This window comes from uncultured Microscilla sp., assembly GCF_947493425.1.
Lineage (GTDB): Bacteria > Bacteroidota > Bacteroidia > Cytophagales > Microscillaceae > Microscilla.
Genome location: NZ_CANLRP010000060.1, coordinates 1 through 21,600, shown reverse-complemented (window position 1 = coordinate 21,600; position 21,600 = coordinate 1). Strand labels below are relative to the sequence as shown.

Genomic DNA, 21,600 nt, shown 5'->3' with positions numbered 1-21,600 from the left:
AAATCTGTAACAAATTTATTTTACTATCAGTTATACTTTTTATCCTCTACCAACTTGCCCCCCTCATACCGCTTTTGCCGCAAGAGCTTGCCCATGTCATACCAAGTCTCTTGTTGCAGGGTGCCGTCTTCGTTCCATATTGCCCAATAGCCATGTTTTTTTAAGCCTAAGCTATGGCCATTTTGGTCGTAGGCTTTCTTTTTTTCTTCTTGTTCCCAAGGTAAGCCATTGCTGCGCCAACGTTTTATTTTTCGATGAAAGGTTTCATTATCTCTCACAACAATAAAACGTTCGTTTTTTTCCCTCCAAGCTTCTTATTCCAACTAATTTTATGGGCAGTGTAGTTTTTACCATCAGGCTCAAATATGTAATGATACTCTCTACTTTTGATAGAGTCTTTTTGGGCGTTTGCCCAACCAAAGTATTGATATAGCTTTTTTAATTTGCCACGCGAATAAGTATAACGCAGGTAGTATTGTTTTTCAAAATAACTAAGCCATTCTGTCCATTCGCCGTGGCGTTTGCCTTCTATATAATAACCTTCGGTTAGTTTTTGCCCGGTGGCAACGTCCCACTTGCGGTATACACTATCCAGCTTACCATGTTTGTAATACTTTTCTTCTTTATAGGCTCTTCCTTGGCGGTGCTCAAGCTCTAAATCTAAATCAAACTTGCCTGGAGACAGTTGGGCAAATGCCCCAAACGGCATTGCCCATAAAAAACATAATAGGATATTTATTCTATACATATACAGGTCATTTAATTTTTACAAAAAACTCCCCCACTACGAGGAGCTTTTGTGTTTTTTTTAAAACCTCTTATCCTCTACCAACTTGCCCCCCTCATACCGCTTTTGCCGCAAGAGCTTGCCCATTTCATACCAGCTTTCTTTTTGCAGGGTGCCGTCTTCGTTCCATATTGCCCAATAGCCGTGTTTTTTTAAGCCTAAACTATTGCCATTTTGGTCATATAAGGCTTTTTTTTCTTCTATTTCCCAAGGTACTCCCTTGTCCCAACGCTTTATTTTATGGTAAACTGTTATTCCTTGTTTAACTACTTTGATTTCTTCTTCGTTTTTTTTCCCTATTAGTTTTCCATCCCAGTATATTTCATGTACCGTATAATTTCTTGAGTCAGGTTGTAAAATGTAATGATCTTCAATTCTTTTGGGCGAATCTTTGCTTTTACCCCAAGCGCTATATTCGAATATTTCTTTTACTACCCCACGTTTATAAGTATATTCTATGTAGTCATTATAACCTCCATACATGGTCATTATTTCCCGCCATTTGCCATGACGCTTGCCTGCCACATAACACCCTTTGGTTACTAGATTACCTTGGTTATCCAGTTTTTTATACACCCCATGCAGTTTTCCTTTTTTGTAGTGTTTCTCCTCAGTGTATTGCCTATCTGCCCGATATTCCTGCTCTTTTTGCCAGGTAAACTCTATGGAGCGTTGGGCTTTTGCCCAAACGGGCAAAAGCAACCATGCTATCAATAGTACTTTTTTCATTATGTTAATTGATCTTGACATAAAAACTCCCTAAATCAGTCGTAAAATATACACTTTTATTGATATTTTGAATTACCACTTCCTGATCATACGGAAATTTAACTTTTACATATTTTATCCCTTTTACTTCCTTGGGTGTTTCTACCACTATCACTTTTATACCACTAAAATCAGCCTTTTGTCCATGGTAGGTGCCGTAAAAACTTAGTTCAAGCTCTGTACCTACAGCGTAAGAAGCTTTGCTTACTCCTTCTATAATATAACGCCCTTTGGGCTTATGATTTACTGTGTTTTTAGGTATGCCCCTAACTTTGTTTGCTTTACCTCTCAAAGGTTGTTTCTCCTTCTCCAGCCCTTTATCATGCACTACATGTTGGTTTTCGCGGTCTACCTTGGGGTCATCTTCTTTGCCCTTTTTTATGCTGGGGTCCAGGGTGCGGGCGCAAGCCCCCTCTAGCTTCGCCAGGTAGTCGTCCATAGTGCCTTTAGTGGTTTTTTGGGCAGCTTGGCTATACTCCTGGGCGGTTTTGCTTATGTCTAGTTCATCGCCGTACTTTTGGGCAATACGCACCAATGCCTGGGCGTGTTGCAGGGTAAAGTCGGCAAAAAAAGCGTCGTGGGTTCCCCGTAAAATCGCCTCAGCGAGCATCGTTTGCCACAAGGCTTTGGCGTGGAGGTTCGCAAAAACTACCTTCATTATCTCTTCGCGGTTGCCGTTGCCGTGCTTGTCTTGGGGTTTAGTGGGGCTGGTTTTACCATTACCCACTACAGTGTCGCCGCTTGCCTCTTGTCGGTTGCGGGCGGCTGGTTTGCCCTTGCCTGCCTTGTTTTGGTCGTTGGTGGCTGCTTTGCGCCAGTCGGTGGTGCCGTGGGCGCTGTTTTCCTGGTCGCCTTCGGGCAAGTCTTGGGCGAGTAGTAGCAGCATATCGGTGGCGCTTATGGTGTTTTTGCTGTTAAAAATGTGGGTGGCACGGTCGGGCTTTATCAAAAAAGCAAGCAACAGCGCCAAGCCGTCTATAGTGTCCATGGCAAGGTTGAGGTGTGCCACCACGCGGGCGAATTGCACTGCCCTTGCCCCCATTTTTTTGCCGTATTTGGTGCTATATTCCTCCGCCATGTGCTCTACTTCGCTCAGGTGGTGTTTTACCTCTTTTTTGAGCTTGTTTAGTTCTGCAGCCTGGTTTTTGGCTTTCTTACGCAATTGGGCTTGTTGGGCTATCAGTTGTTTTTGCGAGGGTATGTCGGCGCCTAGCCCTAGTTTTTTAGCCAGTTTGTTTTCTTCGGCGCGCATTTGGGCTTTGAGCCGCTTTAGTTTATTTTGTTCTATGGTGCGGTCTATCGAGGTCAGGTTTACGTCTTGGCGCACCGCTTGCCCAAACTTTTTTTTGGGTACTTCTTGCCATTTTTTACGCGGAGTATTGGCCAGGTCTTTTCGGCTTTGTCTCACCTGCTTATGGTCTTGGTTGAGTTGGTCTATTTTTTTCTGTTGTGCTTTCAGGTCTTCCATGAGTTGGCGTAGCTTAGGGTCTTTTTTTATCTCTTTGTTTAGGGCGTGGCGTTGTTTGCCTAGTTTTTTTAACCTGCTTTGTTTGGCGGGGTTGGTACTTGCTTCGGCCTCCAGCTTTATTTGCTGGCGTTTGCTGGTTTCCAGGTTTTTGAGGGCTTCTTTTTGGGCTTTTATTTTGCCATACTCCATAAACCCTATAGTAGGCGATATTTTGAGCGCCCCTACTATGTCTATGGTAATGCCCGATGCCAATGCCTGCTTTACCAAAGGCAAATTCGATATAAACCCAAATATTTCGGTTTGGGGGCTGTTTTTGTGGAGCCTGCCCGTTACTTTCAACGATATATTGAAGGGGTCAAAGTCAAAGCCCATGCCCATGACCCCCTTGCCTACGCGAGCAGTGTGGGGGTTTACTCCGTTGGCGAGGTTGTTTTGGGGGTTGGTTTTCAGTTTTTTGGCATCTTTCATCGAGGTTTTAAACTCCATAAAGCCCGCGCTCAACTTGAGCTTAATCCCGCCCATTACCGCCTCTTGGGTGTTCAGGTCAAACAACTTGCTAGAGTACTTACCCAGGGTTTTTTGCCCCTTGGGGCTGTGCACTTCTTTGATGGTGGTGCCCCCACCCGAACGCGACGCTTTTACATACTTGTCGAGCGTCGTACCCGTGGGTATGGGTTGGGTAGTACGCTTAGGAATCATGATAGCCACCTCGCCGCTCAGCTTAAAGGGCAGCTTTTTGCCACCACGAGTGGTGTCGGTTTCCAAAAAGACCCATTTATACAAAGTAATGTCTCCGGTAAGACCCACCGGGAGGGTTGGCTCCTGTGGTTGCTCTACTTGCTGGGTATAGTCGCTGGTGCCCACGGGTTGCTGGTGGCTTTGGTGAGGCTTGGGCTTGCTCCTGTCTATCGGGCGTTGCTTTGCCTTGTGGGGCTTGTGCTTACTTCTATGAGAGTCATCAGTACGACGCTGTTGTTGGGGTGCCTGGTTTTGCGGTGTTTGATCTTGTTCGTTTTGTGCTTGTTTCATAACTTATTGTATAGTGCTTGATGTAAAGATAAATATTTTTTTCCGAACCTTGGTTTTGTGTACGGCATTTCATAAGCGTGGTTGTATATATTTCAAATGTAAACAAAATGTTTATAATATCAACTATTTTACTCCAAAATAAGGCAATAAAAAACCGCCCTCCTCTATTTTGAGAAGGGCGGTTTTTTATTGATCCAAATGCCTGGTTTTCTTCCAGAACGTAGTTTAGGCAGGCACCAGCGTAAAGTTGATGGCAGTAGCCCACCCAAAGCAAACTGACTAATCCTGCACTTTTTTAGGTGCATCATACCCGAACTCTTGTAGCATTTGGTGGGCAGTATTCCAATATTTATCAGTAGCATCTTTTGCCAACCGTATTAAATAGGTTTTTATCACTGGTTTGCCTACAATTGGTACATTGCTCAATTCACTCTTAAGTAAATAAATGTGCTGTTCATTTTCACCCTGCATAATAAAGTGTGGGTTATTACATTTCTCATACATTACATTTTTAACCACTTTTACTGTTTTATCATTGCTAAACACTTGATGACCTATTGCCATGTTATTAAATACCTTTAAGCCTAAGTACGTATGTGTCCAAGGGGCCGTATTTATATAACCTTTTCTATCTTTTTGGTCAGTTAAGACAGCATGCCCGTGCCAGGCAGTAACCAATACTTTGCTATCAGGTGAAGAAAACATCTGATAATCTGACAATTGTTTGTTTGCGTAAGTTTTTGGAGATGAGTTGTTGATGACAGGTACCCGGTAGGCATAAAGTGTATCAAAAACTGAATGATATTTAATACCTTGATGAGGTTTAATTTTGTTTTTAAAACAAGCATCCATCGATACTGTAAAACTAAAAGGTAAGTTGGCGCCTTCTTCCTCTATATATTTGTAAAACGCTTCTTCTAAAGCTACTTCTGCCAAATTTTGCTTTAACTTTACAGTATCAGTTTGTATGTATCCAGTTTTGGCTAACATCTGATGTACAGTTCCCCAGTACTTTGTTTTTAGCTTTTTAGGAAAACGTATCAAACAATTCTTCAACACTTTGTTTTTGATTAATGGCAAACCACTTAGCTCGGTTTTCATAAAATAATGATGTGTTTTTGTAGCGCCTTGCATAATAAAGTGAGGATGCTTGCAATTTTTATACATTACATTACTTTTTATTTGCATACTGGAGTCTGCTATAAACATTTTTTGTGTTGCTACATAGTCATTAAACTTTGCTAAATCATTATAGGTAAGTACTTCTTTCATCAACTTTTTATGGCGTCCCTCAGCACTGGATGCTTTCCAGTGTGTAATCCTTATTTCTTTATCTCTTGATAAAAAAGCCATCGAATCTTTAATGATATTTACCCCTGGCATATGTAGTAAAGATTTGTAGATATGCGGATATTGGAAATTGTCCTGACCCGTTGCCATGCCGTATTTAATTGTCGGATTGATTGGCAGGCTATTTCTAAAGCAAGTGTCTTTAGCCATGATAAAATTGTGTTGGGCAGAAGGTTGACAGCCTTGCAAGGGCGATAAAGCCAAGCCAAGTACCATCAAGAGAAGCTTATCAAGTAGGTTTTTCATAAAAACGTTTTTAGAAAATAAAACGGCGATTTGTCAAAAAAATATGATTATAAAGCTGGGTAGTACTCTACCCAGCTTTATAATACGTCTTGTTATACTTCTCCTCAGGTGCCTTATGATGATTCACCGCATCCAACGGGTAAATCACTTTCTTGGGCTCACCATCGGGGGCTTTGCCTGTGGGGGCAGGTTGAGCAAGCATTGATAATGTTTACCACAAAAAAACGCAGCGACTACTTGAGCCACTGCGTTATCTTGCTTTTACTTCTTATCTACCAAACTTAATATCATGTATTTGAAAACCTCTTCCTCGTAACGAAGGACAGTGTTTTGAAAACAACTCAAATAAGCAAGTGCCAAAATAACAGGAGTATTCTCAAAATAGAGTTCAACAAACTTTTGTTTAGACTTAATAGGGTCATCTTTATACAAGATATTATGCTCATTTCCTTTCGCTATCAAAAGCATTTTAGGTATACCAAACTCTTGATATTCTTTATTGATAAATGACACATAGTTATTTAGTTTTTTTTCTAGTACATAAGCGTTTTTTTCTATGACCATGTATTGTCTCACTTTTTGTTTTTCATGAGGTGTCATCAAAGTATGAGTGTTTTCATTAATACCTTGCCCAGCATTTTTTATCAAACTTACCCTTAATTTATTGATAAACTGCATCAAATTTAAGGTGCTTTTTTTAAGCCTAACTACTTTCTTCAAAGTAGCAGGCTCTCCTTTAAACCTTTTTTGTATTTGAATTAGGGTATTGTCAGACTGTTTCTTTTGATACACATTACAGCGTACTATCAGGTTATTTAACGACTGTAGGTTGTGTACCCCCTTGAAGCCATTTTTTTTTATAGCTTTATTATCTTTGATGGGCTTACAAGACAAAAAAGATATTTGGATAATTAGGAATATTGATAAAGTTACTTTTTTCATTCAACTATTTCTTTAGATAAAGGTATTGACTATTCATTACTTGACTTCGAGACATATTTCCTGCTTGTTTTGCTTGCACCCTGTAGATATAATGTACAGCTTGTTTATTGGTCTTAACAAGAGTTACAGGGTAATAGCAATATTTTCTTTCTAAATCTTCCTGATCATAATAAAAACCTTTATGTTCACTCACTACATACTTTCTACTCATTACTTTTCCACGGGCTAGAATCGGGTTTTGTGATACCAGACTGGTAGAGTTATCTGGATCAGCTTCCCCTTCTTTATCCAATTGATAAATATCCTCCCCATAATAAGTCTTATTATACTTTTCTTCAGGCCTTTCATGGCGGTTCACCGCATCCAATGGGTAAATAACTTTCTTGGGCTCACCGTCAGGGTCTTTGCCACCAGGGGGCAGCTGTAGCTGTACGGCATCGTCAAAAGCCATATTGACCAAATCGTCCCAGGCAGTTTGGTCTATGTTTTTTCTGAGCCACACCTCCCAGGGAGTAGCCTTGCGGTAGCGCTCATCGCTGAGGTTTTTCTCATTTTCTGCCAGCTCTCTTATACGCTTAAAACTAATCACTTTCAGATCGATAAATACCCTTTGTCCAGGGTCTATGTTCCAGTCGTAGCCTTGCCCGGTTTGTAGTTGGGCTTTGTGCTTGAGCCAAAACTCTTCAAAAGTTTTCATATTCACGCTAAACGTGGGCTTTAGCCCATATTCGCTCAGCATTCTATGGTTGAAAGGCGAATTATACCTGTATATTTTACGTAAGCCCTCCATAGGCGAAATATCGGGGTAATAGGTCACTGCGTATACCCAAGGCGAGTGCAATGATTACAAAAACTACTTACTTGTTTGTTGTATATGTGCTTGTTGGTTTCGAGCCAGGCCAATCATAGCATTGTATGCTTTCCAAAATACTTCTTCGTTTTGTAAGTCAAACGACTGCCATAAAGTACTTGCCTGTTTATCAAGTCGTTTGAGTTTTCTTGATGGTTTTAGCTTTTGTTGCTTATGTTGTTGGTGTAAATAATAAGACGCAGGTTTTTCTACTGTAGGTCTCAGTTGGTTCAATGCTTCTACACAATCACGCCTTTCTTTTTGTAATAACACAATTGCTGCTTGATAAAGCCCTACCTCTTTTAATAGTGCTTGGTGAGAAGTGGTCGAAATGAGCTTTTGGTCATACACTGACTTGACTAATTGAGCAAAATCATCATACGCTTGCTCTAAAGTAGTTAATTGATCTTGTACTTGTTTCAACTGTTTGATATGCCCCTGAATATGTGGTAAACGTTTGTGGGGTGAAAGCTTTAGCAAAACCTTTTTTTGCCCTATGGCTGCTTTTACATTGTTATGAAGCCGCTTTTTTTTTTCGTGCAAAAATGCTACTTGCTCATGGAGATACTTGGTTTTTGGAGATAGTTCGATGCTATCAGGTTGAGTATTCTCTTGAGCCCTGCCGTAGTTTTTTAGTATTTGTTTTGCGTGCTCTATAGTATCACTTTTGTATATCAGGTGTAGGTATATTAACCCATGTATTACTATGGGCACTATGCCTATATATAAAATAAATACAACAGGCTGCAAATATACCATCACCAGTGCACCCGCTATCACTAAAGAAATGGCATAAGCGGTAAAAGTAATAGACAAAGGAGTTTCACTATTACCTTTGTAGGTAGCTTGCCATATCCATAATACCACATTTATAGTAATAAGTATAATCATCGCCTTAGTTTTGAATACTTTTTATCCTCTACCAACTTGCCCCCCTCATACCGCTTTTGCCGCAAGAGCTTGCCCATGTCATACCAGGTTTCTTTTTGCAGGGTGCCGTCTTCGTTCCATATTGCCCAATAACCATGTTTTTTTAAGCCTAAGCTATTGCCATTTTGGTCATATAAGGCTTTTTTTTCTTCTATTTCCCAAGGTATTCCCTTGTCCCAACGCTTTATTTTATGGTAAACTGTTATTCCTTTTTTAACTATATATATTTCTTCTTCGTTTTTTTTCCCTAGGTATTTTACATCCCATAAAATTTCATGCATTGTATAATTTCTGGTATCTGGTGTTAGGTTATACCAACGGGTTACATATTTTATGGAATCTTTTTTTTCTCCCCAACCTTTGTATTCATATATTTTTTTTAGTGTCCCATAACGATAAGTATATTGTATATAATGATAAGTACCATACATTGTGATCATCTCCCGCCATTTGCCGTGTCGTTTGCCTACCACATAACAACCTTTAGTTACCACATTGTCTGTTGCATCTAGCTTCTTATACACACCGTGCAATTTGCCCTTTTTATAATGTTTTTCTTCAGTATAGCGTTTGCCTGCCCGGTATTCTTGCTCTTTTTGCCAGGTAAACTCTATGGAGCGTTGAGCCTTTGCCCAAACGGGCAAAAGCAACAACAGGATACATAAGCTATAATTTTTTAGTTTAGTATATTTCATTGGGTTAATTAATTTTCACATAAAAACTGCCTAAATCGGGGGTAAAGTAAACGCTTTTATTGATTTTTTGAATTACCACTTCCTGATCATAGGGAAATTTAACTCTTACATAACGTGTGCCTTTCACTGTTCGAGGTGACTCTACCACTACTACTTTTATACCATTAAAATCTGCCTTTTGTCCGTGGTAAGTACCATAAAACCTAAGGATAAGCTCTGAATCTATAGCATAAGAAGACTTATCTACTCCTTCTATGATGTAACGACCTTTAGGTTTATAATTGACAGTGTTTTTAGATATACTTCTGCCTTTTTTCGCTTCTCCTGTTAAAGGCTTTTTCTCCTTCTCCAGCCCTTTATCATGCACCACGTGTTGGTTTTCGCGGTCTACCTTGGGGTTATCTTCTTGGCCCTTTTTTATGGTAGGGTCCAGGGTGCGGGCACAAACCCCCTCTAGCTTCGCCAAGTAGTCGTCCATGGTAGTACCTTTGTCGGTAGTGGCTCGGTTATGCTTGTTCGTTACTTCTATAAGGTCGAGTTTGTTGCCGTACCGTTGGGCAATACGTACCAATTCGTGGGCGTGTTGCGCAGTAAATTCTTTCATAAGCGAGGTATGTTGCCCTTTCAATACCGCATTTGCTAACATGGCACCCCATAATTTTCTTGCCTGGGGTTGGGTGTCCAGTATTTTTAGTAATTGGGTTATTTTGCCATTGGCTTTTTTCTGTTCTTCGGCTTTTTTGTTAAACACGATTTTGCGTTTGCCCTTGTCGTTGCGGTGGGCATTGGGGTTGTCGGTGGTGACTCCGCCCAGCACCTCTTTGCTGGTACCGTGTTGGCTTGATTTGCGTATGTCGGTGGTGCCGTTTACGCTATGGGTTTTGTCGCCTTCCATGCGGTCTTGCACCATCAAGGTAAGCAAGGCAGTGCCGTCTGACGAACTTTTACCGCTAAATATAGAAGTCAGTCTTTCGGGAGCCATTGCCCAAGCCAGCAAAAACGCCAGGGCTTCTACTACTTCGGCTATCAGGTTGAGTTGTGCCAACCTGCGTCCGGCCTTGGCCATCAAATCTTTGCCCAACCTACGCCCCAGCTTGGTTTCGTATTTGGCACCCACTTCAGCTATTTCTTTAGCCGTTTGGTTCAGTTCGGTAGTGAGCTGCTTGAGCTTGGCCTTTTCAAGGGCAATTTCTGCTTTAATGACTTTGCCTTGTGCAGTAAGTGCTTGTATGCTGGGAGGTTTATCGCCTAGTCCAGCGTAGCGTTTTAGGCTGGCGCTGTTGGTGGCTTTTTGTTGCTCAAGTTTTTGTATTTGCCCTTTTACAAACTGGCTTTGTTCGGTGGTGGTTTTGCCTATGTGGGGGTTGTCGTAATAGATGGTTTTGGCGGGGCGGTCTTTCAAGGGCACCCCTTTGGTGTCGAGCAGGGCAGTATGTTGGCGGGCTTTTACAAACTCCGCATACTCTTTGTTCAAGGCTTCTAGTTCTTTTCTATAGGTGGCAATGGCCTTTTGGTCATTTTTACTCATTTGGGCGGCCTTGCGTTCCAGGTTTCTTATTCTTTTGCGCAGCTTTTGGTTGTTTTTTTGTTGTTGCTTCACCCTTTCGAGTTGTTGAGCTTGCCCTTCTACTTCTGTAGCTTTTTTGTCAAGGGCATTGTAGAGCTGCTTTTGTTTTTTGAGCAAATCCAGGTCGGGTCCCAGCAACGAAAACTTAAACTCCACCTGAAACTTCAGGGGCAAGTCGTGAGCAACGGCGTACTCTATGCCAGGCATACCTGCTATCAGGCGTACCAATCCATTGCCTTGGGTTTGCTTGCTTACTTCGCAGGCTGCCTTGATAGACAAACTGGCAAAGTCCATGTCAAACCCCATGCCTGCTACTCCTTTGCCTATTTTGTTATTTTTAGACTTGAGTCCTTTTATATCGCTGAGCGAAGTTTTAAACTCAAACAGGTTGATCCCCGCACTTAATGTTACCCCATCTGCCAGTATTACGCCTCCATTGCTGAGGTCGAGTTCGAGCAGTTTGCGCGAATACTTACCCAAAGCGGCTCCTTTTTTACTCATATTGGCTTCAGCCACGGTTGCGCTCCCCATTTTCGACTTGAGTATGCCATACTCTACCGAAGGTTTGCCTGCATATAGTATGGCGCAGTCTACCGATAGTTTGCAGTGTTTGCCCAATGGCCGCTCGGCTACTTTCCAGTTCAGCAGTTTCAAGTCGCCTTTTACCGGCATTTGCCCTTGCTCTTCTTTCTGCTGGGTATAGTCGCTGGTGCCCACGGGTTGCTGGTGGCTTTGGTGAGGCTTGGGCTTGCTCCTGTCTATCGGGCGTTGCTTTGCCTTGTGGGGCTTGTGCTTACTTCTATGAGAGTCATCAGTACGACGCTGTTGTTGGGGTGCCTGGTTTTGCGGTGTTTGATCTTGTTCGTTTTGTATTTGTTTCATAACTTATTGTATAGTGCTTGATGTAAAGATAAATATTTCTTTCCGAACCTTGGTTTTGTGTACGGCATTTCATAAGTGTGGTTGTATATATTTCAAATGTAAACAAAATGTTTATAATGTCAACTATTTTACTCCAAAATAAGGCAATAAAAAACCGCCCTCCTCTATTTTGAGAAGGGCGGTGTCATGGGTTCAAATGCCTGGTGATTGGCTAAAGCCTGGTTTAGGCGGGTACCAATACAAAGTTAATGGTCACCGAACCACCTTTGCCTGTAGTGCTGCCCTGGTACTTCAGCTCAGACGCACTAAAGCTCACCGAACTATAAGTAACCGCGGTGCCGCTGGCAGGCGTAAGGGTGAGGGTGGTTTTGTCGGTAGACAAAGCCCAGGTACCCGTACTAGAGGTGCCGGTGCGGTCTACCAACGTATAGCTTTTGGTAGTGCCATCATCGGCAAGGGTCAGGCGGTATTGGCTAAACTCAGCCGTTACGTCCAGGGTGCCTTCCAACGCCTGGCTTACTTTCCAGGCTTTGAGCAACTCTGGGTTTTCGATGGTAGGGGCGGGGTTGTCATTCTTCTTTTTGCAACTTTGAGAAAATACGGCAACCATTGCCACCAAAACTAAAAATATATGTGTTCTTTTCATGAGTTAAATTTCTTTTGGGTGATAGTTTTTATAGCTACAAGCTTTAAGCAACAAGCTTCAAGTAGCAACTTGCGGCAGAAGTCCGTGGCTTTACTGTTATACTTAAACAAAAATGGTTTTGAGGATGGATTTTGACTAATTGTCTGAATACCAACATTAATCAATCGAAGCTACAGCTTTGCTGTGCTGAGCTCAGCTTCAGCTAATCCTGTAAATCCTAAAATCACTTTAATCCTAGTATAAAAAGCCCCGCTTCGCGAACCATAAAACCATATAACCATATAATATAATTTAGCCTACTTTTTTTGAATTCTACGTACCACCTGCTCATCGCCAATTTGCAACAGCAACACATAATTACCCGCAGGCAACGAGCCCATATCAATGCTTCCCTTACGTGGAGCACCCTTTGCTACAGTTTGTCCTTGCATATTTACTACCTGGTAGCTGATATTGCCCGAAGCCTTGCCTTCAATGCTCAAGTGCAGCTTGCCCTGGGTAGGGTTAGGGCCTACCGTCAAGATGCCCTCTTTCAAGTCGGGGCTTACCCCGGTTACATTGCTGGTAGCAGTGCCCGTGAGGTTGATCGTATACGTACCCTCATCGGCATCGTTGCTGCTAATGGTCAAAGCTGCGGTGCTGGCGCCCAACCCGGCAGGCTTGTAGCTTACGCTAAACGTAACGTTGCTAAACCCAGTAATTTTATCGGTTACACTGGTTTGGGTCACCACAAAGTCAGTAGCATTGGTACCACTCACTGCCACCTGGCTGCCCGAAGTACCACTCAAAGTCAAATCTATGCCGCCCAAATTCTCAATAGTGAAAGTTTTATCGCTCGACTGGCTCACCACCACACTGCCAAAATCTACCGTGCTTCCCGAAGCTACTGCAGTCGTGCCTGCTTTGAGGTTGATTTCTTGGGCGGGCGCCATGATTCTGATTCTGTCTCCAATAGTTTCACTGATGTATAATTGTCCGTTGGCATCAAAGGTAAGGTGGGTTTCTACTTTGTTGCCGTTTGCCTCATTGTTAGAGTTGAACTTGGTCTTAAAGTTTCCATTGCTGTCAAATACTTGAATAATGTCTCTGGTACCGCCTTCGCCTACATATATAAATCCGTCTTTGTCAATGGCAATTCCTTGAATATTATCAAATTTGCCATCGGTGGTGCCTGCGCCACCAAATTGAGCTAGGTATTTTCCATCTTTGTCAAACTTTTGCACCCTTTTGTTATTCCTATCTATTATATACAGGTTGCCGTCTGCATCCATCGCCATTTCGTCTGGGAAGTCAAACTGCCCATCTCCTGTACCTGCAGTACCAAACTTACTTACAAAATTATCGTCTTTGTCAAACTTCTGGATGCGGTTGTTAGGTCCATCGGCTATATAGATATTGCCTGAAGCGTCTATCACAATGCCTCTGGGAGATTCAAATTTCCCGTCTGTAGTGCCATTGCCGCCAAATGTTTTTAGATGTCCTCCGTCTTTGTCAAACTTTTGGACATTGTCATTGCCTGAATCAGTCACATAAATATTCCCTTGGCTATCTTTGGTGATGCTATAAGGAGAGCTAAACTGTCCATTGCCCGCGCCAGGGGTGCCAAATTTTGTGACAAACTTGCCGTCTTTGTCAAACTTTTGCACCCGGTCGTTGCCTGCGTCTACCACCCAAAAACTACCATCATCGTTGAAGACTATCTTTTTAGGGGCATTGAGTTCTCCATCACCCGTGCCGTCTATTTTAGTGCCCACAGTATCTTTTAATATCAAGGCAGTTTGAGCGGTCAGTTGCAGGGGAGCCAGCAGGCAGAGTGCCATCAAGATACTCCATAACCTTTGTGCGTTGTAGAATTGTGTTTGTTGCATACTTTGTCAGTATTTTAGGTTTGATTAAAATTGGTTTCCTACCTACAAAGATACGTCTTTCGCGAAATTTCATACTTTTTTTTGGCTTTTTTACACGCCCACCTGCCTTAAGTACCTCTTAGGCAGGTATTTGCGCCTAGCTAAGGCATTGCCAAAGCGGTTGGGTCAGATTTGTCCATGGCTGGAGGTGGTACTGGCACGCCCTCAAAAAACACTGACTTATGGTCAGTATGTGGGTAGGTGTTAGTCAACTGATTGATAACCAGGAAGTAAAGCAGGTGTTGCCCCACCTGCATTACCCTGGCTGCCCTTGCAGGGCAATGGGAGAGGTTTGGCTAAAAACTTACCTTGCCCATAAAAACCGCGAAATTTTATCCGTTTCATTGCCCCAAATGTAGTATATTTGAAGTAGTTCCCCTCAATTTTTTATTCCTTCAAAAAGAAGGGGTTACTTTTGGTCACCCAATCCCATCAAAGAGGGCGGGTTCCACCACCTTAAGCAATCAATTTATTAAATCATCTTTATTGTTTATTATTTTGTACACATCTATGAAAACGTTGACTTTATCCAAAACACAGGCATCTTTTACCTTGCTTGCCCTGGCAGGCATCATAGGGTTATGGTTACAAACCCATCCGGCTATCCGGTCTTCCTGGTGGCGGGCAACCCCTCAGGTGGTGAACCCTCCTAACCTGCCTGCCTTGCCCTCCGGCCATTTTTTACCCCTACTCAAACCCACCGCCGCCGCGGGCAATGTGGTCATTACGGCACCCGACTTTACCGGCACCGCCGCCCTCTGCAAAGACGGGCAGTTTGTCACCCTGCCCAACATCACCATTTACGAAACCACCAACGATAGTTTTACGGATACCAACCCTAACAATGACACTGATCTAGCTATGAACGTTGTATTAAGGGTAAGGACCGCCAATACCACCAATTTTGAGTTCAAAACCGGACCGGGTTCGGTAAGCGTTGCTGCCAATACCTCGGGCACCAATATCAAGTCTATCAGCACTACCGAGGTCATTAATACGGGAGCTATGTATTATTTTGACATTACTTTTGACTTGTTAAAAAATGACAAACTAGACGCCATCACCATTTCGGGCTTGCAGGTAAGGGCATTGTCTGCTACGGCAGTGGCAAGCGAGGCAATCTACCCCGGCGGCATCACCACCGATGGGGTTTTTACTGGTTTGAGCGAGTCTGCGGCTTCTCCTTTGGCTACTTATGGCTCCAAAACTTCCCCCGCCGATCTTAACCTTACCGGGCTTACCAATGTAGATATATGCGTAGGTGCTACTTTTACTGCCGCCGACAAATTCAACGTAAACGGAGGCACGGGCACCACCAATTGGTACTCCGACCTTGCCCTGACCAACCAAGTGGCCACCGGAAACGAGGTGTTGGTGCAAAATGGTGCCGAAAGCATTGGCAGCAATGCCCTCATTGGGGTAGAGCCCACCACCGCCACTACCCTTACTTATTATGCCCGCCGCGAACACAATGGTTGCTATAGTGCGGTCAAAACGGTGACCGTAACCGTGCACGAACCCCCTACGGTATCGTTGATCAGAAATGCGGCTTCTAACGAAATATGCCGGGGCGAAACCCTCTCTTACACTGCTACTGGAGCCAGTAGCTACGTTTTTCAGATCGACAAAGGCTCAGGGTTTGCCACCGTCACGGCCGCTGAGGGCACCGTCACGGGTGGTACCTTTACTACCAAAGCCAACCTGCCTGCCAATAATTATAGTTTGAGGGTGGTAGGTACCGCATCGGGCGCCAATGGGGGCTGTCAGGTAACTTCTTCGCCCAACCAGGACTTTACCGTACACCCCAAACCTACAGTCACTGCCTCGTCGGGCGCTACTGTGGTAACTACCGGAAGCACCACTACCCTTAGCGGAAACCCCACCGGAGGTGTATTTACCGGGCCTGGGGTAAAACAAACCGGGGCGAGTACCTATATTTTTGACTCTAACGGGCTGGCTACCGGGCAAACTTACAACGTGGTGTATACCTACAAAAACGGCACAACCAATTGCGAAAACACCGACAATATTGACATAGACGTCACCGAGCTTGAGCCTTTGATTCAACTAAACAACGGTCCTAGTGACCCTTTGCCCATCAATATTTGCAAAGAAAACACCTCGTTTGCGGCTAAAGTAAATACTGGTAAGTCTGAAATATCAGCCTCTTGTGCTTTTCTGAATACCCTCCAGTCTTCTTCTTATTCGGTTTCTTCGCCTACTTCGGGGCTTATTACCAGTGTCAATTCATCGAGTGGTACTTTTACCTTCAACCCAGGGGCGGTAGGCACCATTACTACCCCTACTGTAGTCACCATCAACGTCACTGCCAACCACGTTTGCCGCCATACGGTTACCAACGCCCTCACGAATGTTGTCAAAAACGAGTCTACTCAAGTCACCATTTACCCTGGTTTAGAGCTCAGCATTGCTGTTACCGACCCCAATGCGCCCACTAGCTATTGTAACAACCAAGGCACCGACTTTAATTTTACCCTGAAAAACCGAAGCAGCATTATTACCAAAGAAGTACAGTTTTATCTGAGCACCGATAATGGTCCTTTTACTACAGTACTCAACAGCAGCAACAAAATAAGCAACATCAACCATACTTTTAACCCTCAGCAGTTAGGCGTAGGCACTCACCGCATCAAGTTTGCGCATACCGATGTTTGTTCTAAGGAATCATCCCTGATTACCATTCAAGTATTGGCGCCTCCTACTATAGACTTTGCCAATATTGCTGCCAGCACTTATTGCAACGGGGTTGGCAATACCTTACAGTTGGCTCCTACAGTCAATGGAGGTTCTCCTACTGCTTTGGAAGCACAAAACGGAACTTTTTCGATAAAAGATGGCGCCAATATTACCAGTCTTGGTGCGGCAGTCCATAGCATCAATTTAAGTACCCTTACTGCGGGCAAAACCTACAAAGTATATTACACCTATACAGTGGGCTCTTGTGCTGTTACTACCCCCGAAAAAGACCTGGTGATTACGGCTACTCCTACGCTTGAAGTAGAGGGCATTACAAACAATGCCTCTTACTGTACCAACACCAACGACATTAGCCTGGTGGCCAAGGTAACCCCAGCCGGAGGGGGAGGAGCCAACACGGTAACTTTAGGAACCGCGCAAGATTATATCAAGCTAAAAAACCTGGGCACCAGTGTAGAAACTACCTTGCCCGACGATCAGTTAAAAATCACCACCTTGCCTGCGGGTAAATACGAGGTGACTTTTGTACACGCAGAAACCGGGTTGAATAAGTGTTCATCAAGCCTGACCTATACCATTACTACCAACAAGCCCTCAGAAGCCTCTTTTGCGGGTATAAACGATGGCGATGTTTTTTGTCTGGACAAAGGCAACGTCGCTTTAACTCGCCTGGTAAACAACCAAAGCCCACCAGTACCTGCCAATGGAGAGTTTCGTATTTGGCAAGAGGCGCCTAGTTCGTTTGAGTATAAGTTTAGTTCTGCCAGTTTCCATACTAAAAATGATTTGAATGGCGTAGGCACTTACAAAATCACCTACAGTTACGAAGACGCCAACAATTGTAAAGACACCAGTGTCGTGGTGAGTTTTAATGTGGTGCCTGCCCCGGAAAATATCCGCATTACCAGCACCAAAGACTATGACAAACCTGAGCTGCAGTATACCTCTGCTGCTACCAATAGCGTCAGCTGGGCGTGGGACTTTAAAGATGGAACGAGTGCTGCGGCACAAAATCCGTTGAAAACATTGAGCAGCCCCGACAATACCGTGATTCATAACTACGAGGTGGTCATCGCCAATACTTCGGGTTGTCAGGCTACCATTACCAAGAGCTATAATGTAAACTTTACCTTTAAAGGCAAGTGTTTGGGTACACCTACCCAGTTTACCGATGTCTCTACTTCGCTTACCGATGATTTGACTAGTTGGGCGTGGGACTTTGGCGACGGAAATACCTCTACTGTACAAAATCCCCTGCATAGTTATGCAGCCCCAGGTACTTATCCTGTGTCGCTCACCGTGACCACCAAAGATGGGATAGCCTCTTATACTTTGCGTAAGCGCATCGATATTTTCCCGGTGATTGCCGTAAGCCCCAATACCCCTTACATCCAAGACTTTACTTCAGGAGCCGCCAATTGGATTTCTCACGGTTGGGTAGATGTATCAGGCTTGAAAAAAGACAGTACCAGTTGGAAGGTAAAAACGCCAGCGGGGATTGCCCAACACATTCCGGCGGATAAAGGCAATGCCTGGGTGACCGATAACAGCGACAACCCGGCTAAAACAGATACCATTGCCAATTACAACGCCAACGAGCAATCGTATGTAGAAAGCCCTTGTTTTGACATCAATGCCTTGAACCGCCCCATGGTATCGTTTGATTACTGGTCGGATACCGACCGGGGAGGCGACGGGGTGGTATTGTTGTATACCGTGGATGATGGAGCTACCTGGCATAGGGTAGGGGAGCAAAATCAAGGATTAGACTGGTACAATACCAAACCTATTTTGGGCAAGCCAGGCGATGACTTTACTACCTCCAACGGCGATGGGCAAGGTTGGTCGGGCAATGCCCAAAGCACAATTACTACCCTGGGGTGGAAAAGGGCGCGTTTTGGCTTAGATGCTGTGCTGCAAAAAATGATTGCCGAAAACATAACCAACCGCATCGTAAGGTTTAGGGTGGCTTTTGGCAGCAACGCCGACAATAACCCCGACGTAAAATACGATGGGTTTGCTTTTGACAATTTCCAAGTCAATAACCGAAACCGCCTGGTGTTGATGGAGTACTTTATCAATCAGGCTGTAACCAACGCCGCTACCTTGGATGCCACTACCCATGCCTATGCCAACAGCAAAGCCGAGGCGATTAATATTCACTACCATACGGCTTTTCCGGGCAACGACGCTATCAATAACCAAAGCCCAAAAGACCCCAGTGGTCGGGCGTTTCATTACGGCATACGTGAAGTACCTCGTCCTACCCTTGACGGGCAAGTAAGAGATGAGTCAATTACCGGGAGTTATGTGGGCACCTGGGTAGACACGGCTTTTGCTCAGCGTACTTTACGCGCGGCTCCTTTCTTAATTAATATAAGCCAGGCTACAGCTACCAATGGTACTTTGACCGTTTCGGCTACTGTAAACGCCATCGAAGCACTTGACCGCAAGGTGGTGATGCACATTGCCGTAATAGAAGACACCATTAACATTGAGGGCAATAACTACTACAATGCGGTGCGCAAAATGTTGCCTGATGCAGCAGGTACCTTCCGGGCGCAGTCTTGGGTGGTAGGCAATAGCCAAACATTGAATGAAACCTGGAACTACAGCGCTGTAACAGGGCTTTCGCCCAACAACCTACGGGTGGTGGTGTTTGTGGCAGATTATGAAACCAAAGAAATATACCAGGCAGAGGTAAGCGATGTGCTGGCAAACGGTCGTGAAAACGATGTCAATGATGAAAATCAGGTCACTGGTGTTGTAGATGATTTGAAAGCGGGTAAATGGAGCATATTTCCTAACCCGGCTGCCGATCAATTAAACATCTCCTTTCCTGCCAATGGGTCTACCAAAAGCCTTACCGAGGACATCAAGTGGGAGGTAGTGAATGTGTCGGGGCAAACGGTCAAACAAGGACGTTGGACGCGTGGTAGTCGTCAGTGGTCATTGAGGGTAAACGACCTTGCCTCCGGAGTGTATATTATCAAATTGAGCAACCGCCAGTTTACGGTGCAACGACGCTTTGAAAAGCACTAAGTGTAAATAAGCACTACATTAAAAAACGATAGGCATTGATTCCCGGATAAAGTACAGGCTTTATCCGGGATTTTTTTTGATTATACCTGCCAGGTTTCTTAGTGCAGTCGGTAGACTTTTAATAAAACTGGGCAATTAGAGTAAATATACTGTGAATGGGATAAAAAACCGTTTTTAGGTTCCAATCTTTGTACCGCATCGCGTGCTTGCATCCCGTTACAACCATTTTATGCCATTAAGCGAAGCGTAACAATGAGCGGAGAGCTTGAATACCGATGTATATCGGTACAACAACCATTAGAATAACCAGGTTTCGGTTAACCATGCCGTTCCAAGTATAAATGCTATTTAGGCACTCGTTTGTACATAAATAAACCAATCAAAGCAAATAAGATATTGGGCATCCAGGCGGCCACCAAGGGAGGCAACTCACCATTTTTACCAATACTCCGGCTTACCATAATCAGCATGACATAAATAAAAGCAAGCCCAAAGCCTACCGCTATTTGTAAACCTGCACCTTCACGGGTTTTACGGCTCGACACAATCACTCCAATTACAGTGAGAATAATTACGGCAAAAGGATAGGCCATTCTCTCATAACGTTCTACCAGATAAGTTTCCAGTTTGCCTACCCCCCGTTGCTTCAGTTCAGCAATGTAGGCTTCCAGCTGATCAGACGTAAGCTGTTCATTGAACATGTACTTGCTTTCAAAATCTGATGGTTTCAGATTCATCAAAGTATCCAGGCTTTGCCCGTAAGTAATCTTATAGTTGAGAGAATCCCCTTGGTTAAACTCCGTAATTTTATAGTTTTCCATGACCCATTTTTTGCGGTCTTTGTCCCACAATATGCGTCGGCATTCTACTTTACTGTTTAATTTTTTCTGTTGTTTTTTGCCGTCATACTCAAAGCCACTGATGTTTTCGAGAGTAAATTTGTAGCCCACATGACTGGTATTGTCGTAGCTTTCTATGTAAGCAAAGGTATTGGGAGCTATTTTCAAGTGCACATTACGGTCAGTAAAATAGAACTTGTCTTTGATGTGGGTATTTTCAAACTTGAGCCTTACCCGGTTGGCTTTGGGTATCACCCACCCAATGAGGTAAAAGGTGAGCACTGCTATCAGTGAAGAGCCCAGCAGGTAGGGCACCAGCATACGTTTAAAACTTACGCCACTGCTCAAAATAGCAATGATTTCGGTATGAGTGGCAAGGCGGGCAGTTACAAATACTGTAGCTATAAATATGAGGATAGGGCTGAGGGAGTTTGCCCAGTAAGGAATAAAGTTGAGGTAATACTTCGTAAAGATTTGCCAAACCGTTTGATCCATCTTGTTAAAGTCCCCAATCTTTTCGGTAATATCAATGATTACTATAATAGAGATTAATATAATCACCACAAAAAAGAAGGTAACTAAAAACTTCTTAAGTATATACTTGTCTAACCTTTTGAGCATTATTTTAATTGTATAATTGCCAACTTTCAAATATAGAACGAAAATTCTAATCTTTTTGGCTCATTTCTATATTCCAGAGAAAAATATAAGGAAGTAATAGCTTCAGGCTTTTAGCAACAAGCCACAAGTTTAAAGCTGTGGTTCAAGCCTTGAGTAAAACACTTGTCGCCTGAAGCTGATAGCTAGTCACTCATAGCTTTTAGCAACAAGCCACAAGTTTGCCTTGAGTAAAACACTTGTCCATGCCTGAAATAGGTTGACCTTGGGTTGACAATTAGACACTTTTGAACAAATTCAATTGATTTGCATTATT

Annotated in this window: 16 protein-coding genes; 2 read left to right on the top strand and 14 right to left on the bottom strand. The window is 43.5% G+C overall.

What is annotated here, in order from left to right:
- Nucleotides 1-26: 26 nt before the first annotated feature.
- From Q0954_RS16405 to Q0954_RS16345, 13 genes are all read right to left on the bottom strand, one after another.
- A complete protein-coding gene (locus tag Q0954_RS16405) occupies nt 27-278 on the bottom strand; it encodes a prolyl endopeptidase (protein ID WP_299458579.1) in 252 nt (83 codons plus the stop codon).
- Nucleotides 275-748: a hypothetical protein gene (locus Q0954_RS16400; protein WP_299458578.1), complete on the bottom strand. Its 474-nt coding sequence runs from the start codon at nt 746-748 to the stop codon at nt 275-277. Before Q0954_RS16400 ends, Q0954_RS16405 begins: the two co-directional genes overlap by 4 nt.
- Before the next feature lie 60 nt (nt 749-808).
- Nucleotides 809-1,516: a hypothetical protein gene (locus tag Q0954_RS16395; protein ID WP_299458577.1), complete on the bottom strand. Its 708-nt coding sequence runs from the start codon at nt 1,514-1,516 to the stop codon at nt 809-811.
- 4 nt (nt 1,517-1,520) lie between these two features.
- The gene (locus Q0954_RS16390; RefSeq protein WP_299458576.1) at nt 1,521-4,052 is read right to left on the bottom strand and encodes a hypothetical protein; all 2,532 of its coding nucleotides are present in this window, start codon (nt 4,050-4,052) and stop codon (nt 1,521-1,523) included.
- 279 nt (nt 4,053-4,331) lie between these two features.
- Nucleotides 4,332-5,648, bottom strand: a complete 1,317-nt coding sequence (locus tag Q0954_RS16385; protein ID WP_299458575.1) for a hypothetical protein — start codon at nt 5,646-5,648, stop codon at nt 4,332-4,334.
- Nucleotides 5,649-5,715: 67 nt separating this feature from the next.
- On the bottom strand, nt 5,716-5,850 hold the full coding sequence (locus Q0954_RS16380; protein WP_299458574.1) for a hypothetical protein: 135 nt from the start codon (nt 5,848-5,850) through the stop codon (nt 5,716-5,718).
- A 59-nt stretch (nt 5,851-5,909) separates the two neighbouring features.
- Nucleotides 5,910-6,590, bottom strand: a complete 681-nt coding sequence (locus Q0954_RS16375) for a hypothetical protein (RefSeq protein ID WP_299458573.1) — start codon at nt 6,588-6,590, stop codon at nt 5,910-5,912.
- 4 nt (nt 6,591-6,594) lie between these two features.
- A complete protein-coding gene (locus tag Q0954_RS16370) occupies nt 6,595-7,431 on the bottom strand; it encodes a hypothetical protein (RefSeq protein WP_299458572.1) in 837 nt (278 codons plus the stop codon).
- A gap of 12 nt (nt 7,432-7,443) precedes the next feature.
- Nucleotides 7,444-8,331, bottom strand: coding sequence for a hypothetical protein (locus Q0954_RS16365; RefSeq protein WP_299458571.1), 888 nt, complete (start codon nt 8,329-8,331; stop codon nt 7,444-7,446).
- Entirely contained in the window at nt 8,328-9,065 is a 738-nt protein-coding gene (locus Q0954_RS16360; protein ID WP_299458570.1) for a hypothetical protein, read from the bottom strand. The genes Q0954_RS16365 and Q0954_RS16360 overlap by 4 nt, the downstream gene beginning before the upstream one ends.
- A 4-nt stretch (nt 9,066-9,069) precedes the next feature.
- Nucleotides 9,070-11,514: a hypothetical protein gene (locus Q0954_RS16355; protein WP_299458569.1), complete on the bottom strand. Its 2,445-nt coding sequence runs from the start codon at nt 11,512-11,514 to the stop codon at nt 9,070-9,072.
- A gap of 223 nt (nt 11,515-11,737) precedes the next feature.
- Nucleotides 11,738-12,160, bottom strand: coding sequence for a lipocalin family protein (locus Q0954_RS16350; RefSeq protein WP_299458568.1), 423 nt, complete (start codon nt 12,158-12,160; stop codon nt 11,738-11,740).
- Nucleotides 12,161-12,456: 296 nt separating this feature from the next.
- Nucleotides 12,457-14,028, bottom strand: coding sequence for a choice-of-anchor D domain-containing protein (locus tag Q0954_RS16345; RefSeq protein WP_299458567.1), 1,572 nt, complete (start codon nt 14,026-14,028; stop codon nt 12,457-12,459).
- A gap of 221 nt (nt 14,029-14,249) precedes the next feature.
- On the opposite strand from Q0954_RS16345, the gene Q0954_RS16340 reads away from it, so the two are divergent.
- Both Q0954_RS16340 and Q0954_RS16335 read left to right on the top strand, forming a co-directional pair.
- Nucleotides 14,250-14,426, top strand: coding sequence for a hypothetical protein (locus tag Q0954_RS16340; protein ID WP_299458566.1), 177 nt, complete (start codon nt 14,250-14,252; stop codon nt 14,424-14,426).
- A gap of 151 nt (nt 14,427-14,577) precedes the next feature.
- Nucleotides 14,578-19,827, top strand: coding sequence for a PKD domain-containing protein (locus Q0954_RS16335; RefSeq protein ID WP_299458565.1), 5,250 nt, complete (start codon nt 14,578-14,580; stop codon nt 19,825-19,827).
- Nucleotides 19,828-20,171: 344 nt separating this feature from the next.
- On the opposite strand, the gene Q0954_RS16330 is transcribed toward Q0954_RS16335, so the two are convergent.
- Nucleotides 20,172-21,287 carry an LptF/LptG family permease gene (locus tag Q0954_RS16330; RefSeq protein ID WP_299458564.1) on the bottom strand — a complete coding sequence of 372 codons (1,116 nt, stop codon included), beginning with the start codon at nt 21,285-21,287 and terminating at the stop codon, nt 20,172-20,174.
- Between the last annotated feature and the right edge of the window lie 313 nt (nt 21,288-21,600).

Coding starts and splice junctions, on each gene's coding strand:
- Q0954_RS16360 (WP_299458570.1), bottom strand. CDS start 9,065: ATGAAATATACTAAACTAAAAAATTATAGCTTATGTATCCTGTTGTTG.
- Q0954_RS16330 (WP_299458564.1), bottom strand. CDS start 21,287: ATGCTCAAAAGGTTAGACAAGTATATACTTAAGAAGTTTTTAGTTACC.
- Q0954_RS16380 (WP_299458574.1), bottom strand. CDS start 5,850: ATGCTTGCTCAACCTGCCCCCACAGGCAAAGCCCCCGATGGTGAGCCC.
- Q0954_RS16385 (WP_299458575.1), bottom strand. CDS start 5,648: ATGAAAAACCTACTTGATAAGCTTCTCTTGATGGTACTTGGCTTGGCT.
- Q0954_RS16355 (WP_299458569.1), bottom strand. CDS start 11,514: ATGAAACAAATACAAAACGAACAAGATCAAACACCGCAAAACCAGGCA.
- Q0954_RS16335 (WP_299458565.1), top strand. CDS start 14,578: ATGAAAACGTTGACTTTATCCAAAACACAGGCATCTTTTACCTTGCTT.
- Q0954_RS16400 (WP_299458578.1), bottom strand. CDS start 748: ATGTATAGAATAAATATCCTATTATGTTTTTTATGGGCAATGCCGTTT.
- Q0954_RS16395 (WP_299458577.1), bottom strand. CDS start 1,516: ATGAAAAAAGTACTATTGATAGCATGGTTGCTTTTGCCCGTTTGGGCA.
- Q0954_RS16375 (WP_299458573.1), bottom strand. CDS start 6,590: ATGAAAAAAGTAACTTTATCAATATTCCTAATTATCCAAATATCTTTT.
- Q0954_RS16345 (WP_299458567.1), bottom strand. CDS start 14,028: ATGCAACAAACACAATTCTACAACGCACAAAGGTTATGGAGTATCTTG.
- Q0954_RS16390 (WP_299458576.1), bottom strand. CDS start 4,052: ATGAAACAAGCACAAAACGAACAAGATCAAACACCGCAAAACCAGGCA.
- Q0954_RS16350 (WP_299458568.1), bottom strand. CDS start 12,160: ATGAAAAGAACACATATATTTTTAGTTTTGGTGGCAATGGTTGCCGTA.
- Q0954_RS16340 (WP_299458566.1), top strand. CDS start 14,250: ATGGTCAGTATGTGGGTAGGTGTTAGTCAACTGATTGATAACCAGGAA.
- Q0954_RS16365 (WP_299458571.1), bottom strand. CDS start 8,331: ATGATTATACTTATTACTATAAATGTGGTATTATGGATATGGCAAGCT.